Below are 13,003 nucleotides of genomic sequence, written 5' to 3'. Positions count from 1 at the left end.
GTCCAGCGGGGGTGCGCCCGTCACGTGCATCGACCATGTTACGAGCTGACCGCCGTCCTGCGAGCCGTCAGGCGCTTCAGCTGGCGCTGCGTCACCCTGACGAGCTGCCGCATCTCGGGCACGTGCAGCAGGTAGGCGACCACGCTGAACACCACCACCATCACCCCCGCGACGAGAGCGCCGAGCAGTACGGCCAGCAGGCGATGCGTCCAGAACAGGTCGCCCGCGAGGGCCACCAGTCCGGTGCCGACGGCCCAGCTCACCACGGCGGCCACGCCCAGCTTCCCGAACATCAGCGCGCCGGTGACGGCGCTCGGAGGGGTCGTCCCGTGCCGCGCCGCATGGCGGCGCAGCAGCCACATGCCCATCAGCCACGCGACCAGGTTGCCGACGCTCGTGGAACCGGCCGCGGCCATCGCCGCGTACATCGGATCGACCGTGGTCAGGATGATCGGGACCGACAGCACGGTGATCGCCGTGATGGGGATCTGGGCGAAGAACGGGGTGCGGGCGTCCTCGTACGCGTAGAACAGGCGCTTGATGAGATAGAGCGAGGCGAAGGGCACCAGCCCCAGCATGTAGGCGACCAGCACCGTGCCGTTCGCGCGCGCGCCGATCTCACCGGTGCCGCCGCCGATCACCCACATGATCGGACCCGACAGGGCGATGAACACCGCGGTGCACAGCATCATCGGGACCGCCAGCATCCGGTTGGTCTCCGCGTAGCGGGACAGCGCACCGGCGTGGTCTTCGTCGGCCGCACTGCGGGAGATGGAGGGGAACGCGGCCGTGACCAGCGTGACCGCGATGATGCCCTGCGGGATCATGAATGCCAGGTAGGCCCATTCCATGGTGAGCAGGGCCGGGTACTTCGCGGCGAGCTCGGGCTGGCCCTGGAGCAGCTCCGTCTGCCGCACCGCCCCGCCGGTCGCCCAGCGCGAGGCCCAGATGCCGAGCTGCCCCAGCCCCAGCATCGCCAGCGACCACAGCCCGATCCGGCTGAGCTTGCCCAGCCCGAGGCCGCGCAGCCCCCACTTCGGGCGCAGGCGCAGATCGAGCTTCTTGACGTACCAGAACAGGAACAGCACCTGGGCGGCGGAGCCGCCCACGTTGATCACGGCCATCGCCACGACCATCGGCATCGTCCACTGGCCCGGATCGCCGACGGTGCCCCACAGGCCCAGGAACAGGCCGGCCCCGACGATGCCGACGAGATTGTTGACCACCGGTGCCCACTGGTACGGGCCGAAGGACTCATGGGCGTTCAGCAGCTGACCGCACATGACGTAGAGCGCCGAGAAGAAGATCTGCGGCATCATCCAGTAGCCGATCTGGATCGCGAGCGCGTAGGTCGCCGGCGGCAGCACACCGCTGGTGAGGGTCAGCAGTAGCGGCACCGCGACCAGGCAGATGGCGGTGACACCGAGAGACACCGCGGCGACCAGGGTCATCAGGCGCGAGATGTAGTCGCTGCCGCGATCGGGCCGTTTGACCGCACGCACGATCGCGGGGACCAGGATCGCGTTCAAGGTGCCGCCGCCCACCAGCAGCCAGATGGTGTTGGGCAGGGTGTTCGCGGCGCTGAAGGCGTTGGCCGCGGCGGACATCGAACCGCCGAGGATCGCGCCGAACAGGAAGTTCCGCACGAAGCCGAGCAGCCGCGAGATCATCGAGCCCGAGGCCATCAGCACGCTGGCACGCAGCAGTGTCGAGCGGCTCGTGGGGACGCCCTGGCGGCGGTGGCGGGGTATGTGGCGGACCCGGCGGGCGGTGCTCATCAGCGGTCCTCCTCGGTCTTCTCTGGTGCGGACCGGGGATGCTGCTCCCAGGCGTCCCGCGTGGCGTTGGGGTCGAGGGTGGAGCGTCCTGTGCGGGAGAGCTCCAGGGGGTCCTCGGGCCCGCGGACCGCAGGCGCCCGGGTCGAGGACCCGGTGCGTCGGGCACGGGCGACACCCACCACCACCAGCAGCCCCATCGCGATGACCAGCAGCAGGGTGGTCCAGTTCTCCCAGGACGGGTTGACCGTCAGCGGGACGCCGACCGGCGCGGTGAGCGGGCGTCCGTCCTCGGTGGTGAGGACGGTGGTGAGGGTGACGGAGCCGTTGGCGATCGCCTCGACATCCACCGCCGCGTCAGTCTGTCCGCGGGCGGGGACCTCCACCACCATCGGTTCGCCGATCTGCACCAGCGGCCGGTCGGAGGTGACCTGGACGCGCACCGTGATCGGGGTGTCGAGGCCGTTGGTAATGGTGATCGGGACGGCCACCGCGTCGGAGATGACGTTGTACCCCGAGGCGGGGACCACATCGATCCGGTCCTGCAGCTCGGCGGCGAGTGCGGAGGCCCTTCGCCCGCGCTGCCGGGATCTCCGGGTCGTCCCGCCAGCGCATCGAGGTGCCCGCCAGGATCTCGAGCCGTGGTGCGTCCAGCGGTGACTCGTCCTCCATCGCTGCGGCGAGGGTGTCGACGTCCTCCCAGGCCGTGTCGAGCTCGGTGAGAGCCTCGGGGGCGAGCAGCGGCGGTGCGTCGGCCTCGTCCTGATGCTCCCAGCGGCCGTTCTCCGCCGGGGCGCTGGCGTGCACATCCGAGGCGGTGACGCGTCCGATGGTGTACAGCTCCTCGCTCTCGCTGCGGGGGTCCGTGGTCCACTCCTCGCTGTCGGCGGCGTCCAGCAGCGCATCGGTGCGGCTCTGCTCGATCCAGGGCGCTTCAGCCATGGCGTCCAGTGCGGCCTCGGCCGCCACCGGATCCAGCATCGCGTCCGGTGAGGGGGAGATCAGCAGATGGCGGGGGCCGTCGCGTACTCGGAGGCGATGGTCGCGGTCTCCGCGAGCAGCCGCTGCTGGGTCTGTTCGGTATCGGAGCCGGAGGTGAGCAGGGAGAACTCGGCGGAGAGCTCAGGGTCCGGGGCCAGCAGCGGCAGCTGCGCCCCTCCACCGCTCCGGACTCGTAGAGCCCGACCGAGCTCGGGGTGACTGCGGAAGCGGGTTCCGCACGCAGGGAGCTGGAGGGCACGATCGCGGCAGTGCTGCCCGCCTCGAGCGCGGACTCGAGGGCCGCGGCGTCGGCGCTTCCGCCGTCCACCCGCAGCGCCGCTGCGCGGGGCTCGATCTCCCTGCCCTGCCAGACCTGCTCGCCCCGGTCGCGGACCACGCCCTCGAGACGCTCGGACCCGGCGTGGCGGAGGCTGATCGTGTCGGCCTGGGCGTACGGCATGGCGAGCACGGTGCGTCCCTCTGCGGCCTGGGCGAGGGTGTCGGCGAGCTCGGCGGAGAGCGGTGCGGCCTCGTACTCGCGCACCGGCCCCAGGGAATCCTCCTCCTCATCGGTGGCGTCGGTGTCCGACCCCTCGGTCCCGGTGTCGATCGGCACCATCGGCGGGTCCAACAGTGCCGGATCCAGCCACCAGTCGACGTCGCCGCGCGGGGCGAGCCGGCGCACCGAGGCCAGCCGGCCCGACTCGACGGAGCTCGCGAAGCTCTCGGGATCCGTGACGACAGCGGATGCGTCCTCGGAGGCGAGCGGTAGCAGCACCGACTGGGTGATCGAGTCGTCGGCGTCGGCCGGTCGCCACACCACGAAGGTGCGCAGGGAGGTCAGCGGCTCCTCGTCGGCGACGACGGTCAACGAGAGCCGGCGGGTCCCCCAGAAATAGGACTCCTCGAGTAGTTCAGCTCCTCCGCGTCGATCTCCACGGTGAGCACGGTCGATTCCCCGGGAGCGAGCCGCCCATGCTCCGCGGAGCTCGCGAGCGCGGCGCCGGAGAGGTCCGGGGAGGCGTCGGACTGCCAGTCGGCCAGGATGGTGCGGTCCGTGACCCGGGCAGTGCGGGTGCGCAGCTCGAGGGCGAGGGCCGACAGCGGCTCGGAGGAGGTGTTGGTCACTTCGAGCTGCGCCTCGACGGTCCCACCGGGGGCCAGGGAGGTGGGCGTGAGGGAGACGAGATCCATGCTCACAGGGGCGTCGCGCGCGGGATCCGCAGGGGCTACGGGGGCCGCTGCCGCACTGTTCCCGGGCGTGGCATGAGCAGGCGCCATAAGGGTCGCCGAGCCGCTCACCAGCACTGATGAGGCCATGACCAGTGCCGTCAGCAGTGCCGCGAGCACCGGGCGCACGGACGGCGGGAAGGACGGCATGCTGACACTGTAAGCGGCCGCTACCGTAGAGGGGCTGCAGGGGCACGAGACCTCTACATCGTGGAGAGCACCGCCGCGCAGCACCGGAACACCTCCCAGGACAGGACCTCCCGTGACCGATCCCCTCGACGAGACAGCTGCGCGCCTCGACACCGCCCGCACCCGGGCGGCCTCCATGTTCCGGGCCCTGCCCGAGGAGATCCACGCGCTGGGACGGCTGTTCGAGGCGGCGGGGCACGAGCTCGCGCTGGTGGGCGGTCCGGTGCGGGATGCGGTGCTGGGCCGCTCGAGCGCCGATCTGGACTTCACGACCTCCGCCCGCCCGGACGACACCGAGGCGATCCTGCGCACCTGGACCCGCGACGGGGCGATCTGGGACATGGGTCGCGACTTCGGGACCCTCGGTGGCGTGCGCGACGGGGTGAAGGTCGAGATCACCACCTACCGCACCGAGTCCTACGATCCGACGAGCCGCAAGCCCCAGGTCGAGTACGGCGACACCCTCGAGGGCGACCTGTCGCGCCGGGACTTCACCGTCAACGCGATGGCGGTGCGGCTCCCCTCGCTCGAGCTGGTGGACCCCTTCGGCGGGCTCGCCGACCTCGCCAACACCGTGCTGCGCACCCCGGTCGCCCCCGCCCAGTCGTTCAGCGACGACCCGCTGCGCATGATGCGTGCGGTCCGCTTCGTCGCACAGCTGGGCTTCCGGATCGAGGACGCCACGGCCGACGCGATCGAGGCGCTCGCCGAGCGCATCACCATCGTCTCCGCCGAGCGGGTGCGCGAGGAGCTCGTCAAGCTCATGCTCGGCGCCCATCCCCGCGGCGGCCTCGAGCTGATGACCGAGCTCGGCCTGGCCGCCCATGTGCTGCCGGAGCTGCCCGCGCTGCAGCTCGAGATCGACGAGCACCACCATCACAAGGACGTCTACCAGCACACGCTGACGGTGCTGGACCAGGCGATCGACCTCGAGAGCCCGGCCGGCTCGGGCGGCCCCTGCGAGGGACCGGACCTGGTGCTGCGCCTGGCCGCCCTGATGCACGACGTGGGCAAGCCCGCCACGCGCCGCTTCGAGGAGGGGGCGTGGTCACCTTCCGCTTCCACGAGACCGTGGGCGCGAAGATGACCGCGCGCAGGATGAAGGCGCTGACCTTCGACAAGGACACCACCAAGAGGGTCGCCCGCCTGGTGGAGCTGCATCTGCGCTTCCACGGATACGTCGAGTCGCCCTGGACGGACTCCGCAGTGCGCAGGTACGTGACCGATGCCGGCGATCTGCTGGAGCATCTGCACCGCCTCACCCGCGCCGATGTCACCACCCGCAACCGTCGCAAATCCCGCACCCTCGCTCGTGCCTACGGCGAGCTCGAGGCCCGCATCGACGCGCTGGCCGAGCAGGAGGAGATCGGCCGGATCCGACCTGACCTCGACGGCAACCGGATCATGGAGATCCTGAACCTGCCGCCCGGCCGGGACGTGGGCGAGGCGTACAAGCATCTGCTCGAGCTGCGAATGGAGCACGGGCCACTCGGCGAGGAGCGCGCTGAGCAGGAGCTCCGCCTCTGGTGGGACGCCCGCTCCAGTTCCTGAACGGCCGCTTCGTGCGGTGCGCGTGATGTGAGCGGCGCCGCACCAGACGTGCACACCCTGTGTGCTTCGACGCGGCGCCGTTCCGTCGGTCGGGACGTCGTGCGCATACTGGGAGGCCGTGCACCTGCTGGGTGCAGGGACCCGTATGCCCCCTCGTAGGACCAGGAGCAGTCATGAGCGATTCCCGACGCTCGTCCCGCGGCTCGTCGAAGAACTCGTCGGGCGGTGCTTCGCGCCGCGCAGCAGGTGTGCGCCGCGCATCCTCCGCGAAGCCTGCCGGGAAGCCCGCGAAGGCCTCCGGGTCCAAGGGATCCAGCCGCACCGCTCGCAGCACCACCGGGGCCAAGAGCTCCCCGGCACCGAAGCGCACCGCCGCGTCGAAGGTGCCGAGCAACCGCACTTCGGTCAGCGCCCGCCACGCCGGCGTCGCCGCCTCGGCCGCCAGTCGCGGGGGCGCGAAGAAGGGTGGCGCGAAGAAGAAGGCCGCCGCGACGAATTTCCTGAACTATCCCCGGGCCGGGGCGAAGAACCCTTGGCGCTGGATCCCCTCCCTGCGCATGATCTTCGGCGCGATGGCGCTGATGGTGCTGGCGGGTCTGGGCTTCGCCGCCTGGCTGTACAACGACACCGAGGTTCCCGAACCCTCGGACTTCGCCCTCGCGCAGACCTCTCGCGTCTACTACGCGGACGGCGAGACCGAGATGGGCCAGTTCAGCGAGATCAACCGCACCGAGCTGCCGGCCGACGAGATCCCCGACAGCATCAAGCAGGCGGTGGTCGCGAGCGAGGACACCAGCTTCTACGAGAACCGCGGCGTGTCCCCGCGCGGCATCGTGCGGGCGATGCTCAACAACCTCCAGGGCGGGGCCCGCCAGGGCGGGTCGACGATCACCATGCAGTACGTCGAGCGGTACTACACCGGCACCGAGACGTCGTACGTGGGCAAGGCCAAGGAAGCCATCATGGCCCTGAAGATCGACCAGGAGATCAGCAAGGACGAGATCCTCTCCCGCTACCTCAACACCATCTACTTCGGCCGCGGCGCCTACGGTGTGCAGGAGGCCTCCCAGGCCTACTTCGGCAAGGATGCCGCGGACCTCGACGAGGCCGAGGCGGCGCTGCTGGTGGCCGTGATCCCCGGCCCTTCCTCCTACGATCCCGCGAACGACCCCGAGAAGTCGGTGCAGCTGTGGGATCGCGTGATCAGCAGGCAGGTCAACGAGGGGCAGATGACCGCCGCGGACGCCGATGCCCTCGGCTTCCCCGAGACTATCGAGCCGCGCAGCGAGAACTCCCTCGGCGGCACCAAGGGCTACCTGCTGGCCCAGGTGCGAGGTGAGCTGATCGAGGAGGGCTTCACCGAGGAGGAGATCAACACCGGCGGGTACACGATCGTCTCCACGATCGATCCCTCGATCCAGAACAACACCGTGGAAGCCATCGGCAACCTGCCGGATGACCGGCCCGAGAACAACCGGGTCGGCACCGTCACGGTCGATCCCTCGACGGGCGCGATCCGGGGCATGTACGGCGGCCCGGACTATGTCGCCCAGGCCCAGAACGACGCCTCCCAATCGCGAATGCAGGCCGGATCGATCTTCAAGACGTTCACCCTGATCGCCGCCCTCGAGGACGGGTTCCCGCTGGACTCCCGCTGGGACGGCAACTCCCCGAAGTCCTTCCCCGGCTGGGAGGTCAACAACTTCAACAACACCGACTACGGCCGGGTGACCCTCGAGAAGGCGACCGCCAACTCGATCAACACCGCCTACGCCGAGGCGAACATCGAGATCGGCCCGCAGCGGACCATGGAAACCGCGGTCTCGCTGGGGCTGCCGGAGGAGACCCCGGCCTGAGTGCCGACGCCTCGAACGTGCTGGGCTCCGCCTCGCCGACGGTCCAGGAGATGGCCGAGGTCTACGCGACCATCGCTCGGGCGGCGTGCACCGCGACGCCTACATCGTCCAGTCCGTGACCCGGCCTGACGGCTCCTCGCGCCACGAGCACGAGATCGAGGAGACCCAGGCGATGGACGAGGAGGTCGCGATCAACGCGACCGTCGCGCTCCAGGGGCCGCCGAAGGTGGGCTCTGCCCGCTCGCTCGCCGGGGTGATGGACGGCCGCCCCGTGGCCGGCAAGACCGGCACCTCGGAGAGCTTCCGCTCCGCCTGGTTCGTGGGGTTCACCCCGCAGCTGGTGACCGCCGTGGGCATGTTCCAGCCCGGAGAGGACGGGTCCGAGGAGACCCTCACCCCCTTCGGCGGTGCGCAGAACATGACCGGTGGCACCTTCCCCACCGACATCTGGGGCGACATCATGGCCCCGTCGCTCGAGGGTCAGGAGATGCTCGACTTCCCCGAGAGGGTCCGCCTGGACAACGAGACGCGCGAACGCAGCTACGTCCCGCCGCCCCCGCCGCCGCCGACCACGGGGCGCCTGAGCCGACGGAGGAGCCCAGCGAGGAGCCCTCCGAGGAGGAAGAGCCGAGCGAGGAGCCCTCCGAGGAGGAAGAGCCGAGCGAGGAGCCATCCGAGGAGGAGCCGAGCGAGGAGCCGTCTGAGGAGCCGAGCGAGGAGCCTTCTGAGGAGTCGTCGGAGGAGGAGGCGTCGAGCGAGGACGGCGCTAGCGCCGGCCGTGACGAGCGCGACGACGCCGGAGACGGGCCCCCGGAGGCCTGACCCGGAGCCGACCGATCGGCCCGTGACCTCGCCGGATCGAGACGCGTAACCTCCACCGATGGACTCGCTCTGGCACGACACCCTGGACCGCTCCGAGATCCCGACCTCCGACCTGCCCGCAGGCGTCTCCTTCGACGTCGCGGTGACCGGCGCCGGTCTCACCGGGCTCGCTGCCGCGGTGATGCTCGCCCGCTCCGGCCGCCGGCTGATCGTGCTGGAGGCACGCACCGTCGGCGCCGTGGCGACGGGCAACCCACCACCGCGAAGCTCACCCTGCTGCAGGGCACCCGGCTCTCCGAGCTCCGCTCCCGGCACGGCCTCGAGACGGCGCGTGCCTACCTCGAGGCGAACGCCGCGGGGCAGCGCTGGCTGCTGGAGACCTGCCAGCGCGCGGCCGTGCCGGTCCAGCGCCGGCCCGCGAGCACCTACGCCACCACCGTGGACGGCGCGGAGCAGGTGCGTGAGGAGTGGCGCACGGCGCGAGAGCTCGGGCTGGACGCGGAGTTCACCCAGACCACCGAGCTGCCCTTCCCGGTCACGGGGGCGGTGGTGCTCGAGGACCAGGCCCAGTTCGATCCGCTCGACGTCCTCGCCGCCCTCGCGCGGGAGCTGCACGAGCTCGGAGGGGTCCTGGTGGAGGGCGCGCGGCTCACGGCGGCAGGGCGACTACTCGGGGGTCGCGCCGTACCAGCCGAACACCCTGGACGGCGGCTGCCCGTTCATGGCCGGGGAGATGGACGGCGCGTTCGAAGACCTGCCCGTCCGGGTGCCCGAGGGAGTGAAGGAGCGGGAGCTCTCGGTGACCTTCGAGGACCACTTCAGCCAGACCCGCCTGTTCTGGCGCAGCATGACCCCGCTCGAGAAGGACCACATCGTCGACGCCTACTCCTTCGAGCTCGGCAAGTGCTACGAGAACACGATCCGCGAGCGTCAGCTGCAGTGCCTGGCGAACATCGACGGGGAGCTGTGCGCCCGGGTCGCGGCGGCGCTCGGCATGCCCGCCCCGGCGCCGACCATCCCCTTCGCGGACCCGGCCGGCGGCCAGGAGACCAGCGGCCCCCTGTCCCAGCTGGGCGGCACCTGGCCGGCCGACGGCCGCCGGATCGGCATCGTCGTGGACCCGGAGGAGAAGAACCAGGATCTGCTCGCCCTCCACGAGGCGATCGCCCGCGCGGGGATGATGCCCGTCGTCATCTCGACCCGCGGCGGGGAGGTCGCCGGGGTCCCGGTGGGACGGACCCTCGCCACCGCCGCCTCCGTGGAGTTCGACGCCCTGCTGCTCGGCGGCAACCCGCTCTTCGCCCCCGATTCGCGCCCGACGGTCGATGCGAAGGCCGGGGCACCGGGGAGCGGGGACGTCGAGCCGCGCGTGGGCAAGCTGATCGACGAGTGCTGGCGTCATGCCAAGGCGATCGGCGCCTGGGGCACCGGCCGAGAGGCTCTTGAGGCGCGCACCGCCCCGGGTGGGGCCGGGCTCGTGCTCGGCGACGACGGACGCGAGGTGCTCGAGGAGATCACCGCCCTGCTCGGCGCGCACCGGGTCTGGGAGCGGTTCCCCGCGGGAGCGTGAGCGTCTCAGGCGCGCCGGCGTCGCCAGGCGGCGACGCCGGCCAGGACGGCGGCCACCGCCAGGAACGGCAGTCCGAGCCGCCACACCGCCCACTCGACCTGCGTCATCAGCAGCACGCATGAGGCGAGGCCGCCGATAGGCAGGATGAGCGGGGTGCGGAAGTGGCGGTGCTCCAGGCGATCGCGGCGCAGCACCAGCACGGCCGCGTTCACCGAGAGGAAGACGACCAGCAGGAGCAGCACCATGGTGCCGGCGAGCACATCGATCGTGCCGGTCAGCGCCAGCGCGATCGACAGCGCGGTGGTCGCGAGGATCGCGACCCACGGCGTGCGCCGCTCGGGCAGCAGCCGGGTCAGCACCTGCGGGAGCAGCCCGTCGGACGCCATCCCGTACGCGAGGCGCGAGGACATGATCCCGGTCAGCAGCGCACCGTTGGCCACCGCGATCAGCGCGATCACGCTGAACACGAACGGCGGCACGATCCCCGCGGCCTCCACCACCAGCGCGAGCGGCGCCGAGGAGCCCGCGAGCTCCTCGGTGGGCACCACGGCCGCGGCGACCACGCCAATCAGGGCGTAGACGACGCCGGTGACGATCAGCGCCCCGAACAGGGCGCGCGGATAGGAGCGAGCCGGATCCTTCGTCTCCTCGGCGATGTTCACGCTGGTCTCGAAGCCCACGTAGGAGTAGAACGCCAGCACCGTGCCCGCCAGCACCGCCGCGACCGGCCCGTTCTCGGGGGTGCCGAGATCCGTCAGCCGCCCGAGATCGCCCTCGCCGCGGAAGATCACGATCCCGCCCAGCACGATCACCAGCAGCAGCCCGCCCACCTCGATGAGGGTGGCGACCCGGTTCGCGCCGAGCGACTCGCTGATCCCGCGGGCGTTCAGTGCCGCCAGCAGCGCGAGGAACACGATCACCACCAGGAACACCGGCAGGCTCACGAAGGCGCCCAGATAGTCCCCGGCGAACCCCAGAGCCAGGGCACCCACCGAGACCACCCCCGCGGACAGCATGCAGAAGCCGACCAGGAACCCGGCGAAGGGGCCGAAGGCGCGGGTCGCGTAGTGCGAGGAGCCGCCGGCCCGGGGGTACTTGGTGGCCAGCTCCGCGTACGACCCGGCGGTCAGCAGCGCGAGCAGCAGGGCCACCACCAGCGGCACCCACAGCGCACCGCCCGCAATCCCGCGATCTCCCCGGCGAGCACGTACACGCCCGCGCCGAGCACGTCCCCGAGGATGAACAGGAAAAGGCCCGTGGTGGTGACGGTGCGTCGCAGCGTGGTGCGGTCGTCGGTGCTGGTCATGGGCCCACGCTAGAGGGCGGAGGTCGAAGGCCCCGGACCGATCGGTCGCCCCTGGTGGGCAGGGGTGGCACCATCGGGGCATGCGATGCGAACAGTGCAGCAAGAAGATCCGAGGCAGGGCGTACACCTCGATCACCGGGCGGAAGCTCTGCGACCGCTGCGGGACGCGCCTGCACGGCCGCACCGCCGGAGCGGTGGCCGGTGGCGGGATCGCCGGGGCCAGGAGCACCGGCGGCTGGTACGCCCGGGTGAAGAAGGCGATGGGGAGGGGCTGACCCCTCGCTCGACGGCCCGGTCTGTGATGCCGGGCGCACCCATCCCGTCGCCCTGGCCGATGTGGGGACGCGCAGGTAGGCTGACCCGGTCCGTGACGTGCATCGCCGATGCCCGTGCGGATGGCATGAACCCTCCTGCCACGGAAATACCGTGGCCGCAGAGACCACAGGAGGTGGGTAACCGAACATGCGCAAGTACGAAATGGTCGTCATCCTCGACCCGTCCGTCGATGAGCGGACCGTCACCGGAACTTTTGAGAAGCTCGTCCAGGTCATTCCGACCGAGGGCGGCACCATCGACAACGTCGACATCTGGGGCAAGCGGAAGTTCGCCTACGAGATCGACAAGAAGACCGAGGGCATCTACATCGTCCTCAGCTTCACCGCGAAGGCCTCGACCGCGCAGGAGCTGGATCGTCAGCTCGGGCTCAACGAGTCGGTCATGCGCACCAAGGTCATGCGTCTCGACGATAAGGCCACAGCCTCACCCGTCGACGACAAGTGACCCGCTGCCGCTGACCCCCGCAACATCCCACCCCATCCTGGAGCAGAGGAGCCCCCATGGCGAATGACACCGTCATCACCGTGATCGGCAACCTGACCGCCGACCCCGAGCTGCGTTTCACGCAGTCCGGCATCGCGGTCGCGTCGTTCACCATCGCGTCCACCCCCGCATGTTCGACCGTCAGGCGAACGAGTGGAAGGACGGCGAGGCGCTGTTCCTCCGCTGCTCCATCTGGCGCGACGCCGCGGAGAACGTGGCCGAGTCGCTCGAGAAGGGCACCCGCGTGGTCGCTCAGGGGCGCCTCAAGCAGCGCTCCTTCACCGACCGTGAAGGCCAGAACCGCACCAGCATCGAGCTGGACGTCGACGAGATCGGCCCGTCGCTGAAGTACGCCACCGCGAAGCCCAACAAGGTGCAGCGCGGCGGCGGAGGCGGAGGCGGTCGGGGCGGTTTCGGAGGCGGCGCTCCCCAGGGAGGCGGCCAGGGCGGCTTCGGCGGCCAGGGCGGTCAGGCCAGCCAGGGTGGCCAGGGCGGCTACAACAACGCGCCGCAGGGCGCACCGGCTGCCGACCCGTGGGCCGGCGGCGGCAACCAGGGCGGGTACGACGACCCGCCCTTCTGATCGCTTCGGCGATCGACGTCACATATAGATCCATTCCATCCCGGGTGCATGCCCGGGCTCCCCTCAGAAAGAAGGAGCACCACGATGGCCAAGCCCTCTCTTCGTCCCCCGAAGAAGAAGCAGAACCCGCTGAAGGCCGCGGGAGTCGAGACCGTCGACTACAAGGACGCTGCGCTGCTGCGCAAGTTCGTCTCCGACCGCGGAAAGATCCGCGCCCGCCGGGTCACCGGAGTCACCGTCCAGGAGCAGCGCAAGATCGCGAAGGCCGTGAAGAACGCCCGCGAGATCGCCCTCCTGCCGTACTCGACCTCCGGTCGCTGA

At 70.7% G+C, this 13,003-nt stretch carries 9 protein-coding genes and 5 pseudogenes; 9 read left to right on the top strand and 5 right to left on the bottom strand.

Features of this window, described 5'->3' with window-relative positions:
- Positions 1 to 38 precede the first annotated feature (38 nt).
- The 4 genes from murJ to H3H54_RS00050 all read right to left on the bottom strand — a co-directional run bounded on the left by murJ (position 39) and on the right by H3H54_RS00050 (position 4,136).
- Positions 39 to 1,778, bottom strand: a complete 1,740-nt coding sequence (gene murJ / locus H3H54_RS00065) for a murein biosynthesis integral membrane protein MurJ (protein ID WP_262425017.1) — start codon at positions 1,776 to 1,778, stop codon at positions 39 to 41.
- A complete protein-coding gene (locus H3H54_RS00060) occupies positions 1,778 to 2,584 on the bottom strand; it encodes a DUF6049 family protein (protein WP_262425016.1) in 807 nt (268 codons plus the stop codon). The genes murJ and H3H54_RS00060 overlap by 1 nt, the downstream gene beginning before the upstream one ends.
- A 125-nt stretch (positions 2,585 to 2,709) precedes the next feature.
- Positions 2,710 to 3,627, bottom strand: a complete 918-nt coding sequence (locus tag H3H54_RS00055) for a hypothetical protein (protein WP_262425015.1) — start codon at positions 3,625 to 3,627, stop codon at positions 2,710 to 2,712.
- Positions 3,624 to 4,136 (bottom strand): DUF6049 family protein, encoded by a 513-nt coding sequence (locus H3H54_RS00050; protein ID WP_262425014.1) that lies wholly within the window; start codon positions 4,134 to 4,136, stop codon positions 3,624 to 3,626. Before H3H54_RS00050 ends, H3H54_RS00055 begins: the two co-directional genes overlap by 4 nt.
- Positions 4,137 to 4,311: 175 nt before the next feature.
- On the opposite strand from H3H54_RS00050, the pseudogene H3H54_RS00045 reads away from it, so the two are divergent.
- The 5 genes and pseudogenes from H3H54_RS00045 (at position 4,312) to H3H54_RS19320 (ending at position 9,974) form a co-directional block, all read left to right on the top strand.
- Positions 4,312 to 5,726, top strand: a pseudogene (locus H3H54_RS00045) (CCA tRNA nucleotidyltransferase).
- A gap of 173 nt (positions 5,727 to 5,899) precedes the next feature.
- A complete protein-coding gene (locus H3H54_RS00040) occupies positions 5,900 to 7,582 on the top strand; it encodes a transglycosylase domain-containing protein (RefSeq protein WP_262425013.1) in 1,683 nt (560 codons plus the stop codon).
- A 115-nt stretch (positions 7,583 to 7,697) separates the two neighbouring features.
- Positions 7,698 to 8,453, top strand: a complete 756-nt coding sequence (locus tag H3H54_RS00035) for a penicillin-binding transpeptidase domain-containing protein (protein WP_262425012.1) — start codon at positions 7,698 to 7,700, stop codon at positions 8,451 to 8,453.
- A gap of 20 nt (positions 8,454 to 8,473) precedes the next feature.
- Positions 8,474 to 9,031: pseudogene (locus H3H54_RS19325) on the top strand (hypothetical protein); the annotation flags it as partial.
- 94 nt (positions 9,032 to 9,125) lie between these two features.
- Positions 9,126 to 9,974, top strand: a complete 849-nt coding sequence (locus H3H54_RS19320; protein WP_395963812.1) for a catalase-related domain-containing protein — start codon at positions 9,126 to 9,128, stop codon at positions 9,972 to 9,974.
- A gap of 5 nt (positions 9,975 to 9,979) precedes the next feature.
- Here the strand turns inward: H3H54_RS19320 and H3H54_RS00025 are convergent.
- Positions 9,980 to 11,280: pseudogene (locus H3H54_RS00025) on the bottom strand (APC family permease).
- Between the two features lie 65 nt (positions 11,281 to 11,345).
- Between H3H54_RS00025 and H3H54_RS00020 the strand changes: the two are divergent.
- From H3H54_RS00020 to rpsR, 4 genes and pseudogenes are all read left to right on the top strand, one after another.
- A pseudogene (locus H3H54_RS00020) lies at positions 11,346 to 11,555 on the top strand (hypothetical protein); the annotation flags it as partial.
- Positions 11,556 to 11,742: 187 nt separating this feature from the next.
- Entirely contained in the window at positions 11,743 to 12,060 is a 318-nt protein-coding gene (gene rpsF, locus H3H54_RS00015) for a 30S ribosomal protein S6 (RefSeq protein ID WP_262425010.1), read from the top strand.
- Between the two features lie 56 nt (positions 12,061 to 12,116).
- Positions 12,117 to 12,682, top strand: a pseudogene (locus H3H54_RS00010) (single-stranded DNA-binding protein).
- Between the two features lie 84 nt (positions 12,683 to 12,766).
- Positions 12,767 to 13,003 (top strand): 30S ribosomal protein S18, encoded by a 237-nt coding sequence (gene rpsR, locus H3H54_RS00005; RefSeq protein WP_193117716.1) that lies wholly within the window; start codon positions 12,767 to 12,769, stop codon positions 13,001 to 13,003.

The sequence above is a fragment of the Brachybacterium sp. Z12 genome (assembly GCF_014400405.1).
In the GTDB taxonomy this organism is placed as follows: domain Bacteria; phylum Actinomycetota; class Actinomycetes; order Actinomycetales; family Dermabacteraceae; genus Brachybacterium.
This window is presented reverse-complemented; position numbering and strand designations above follow the sequence as displayed.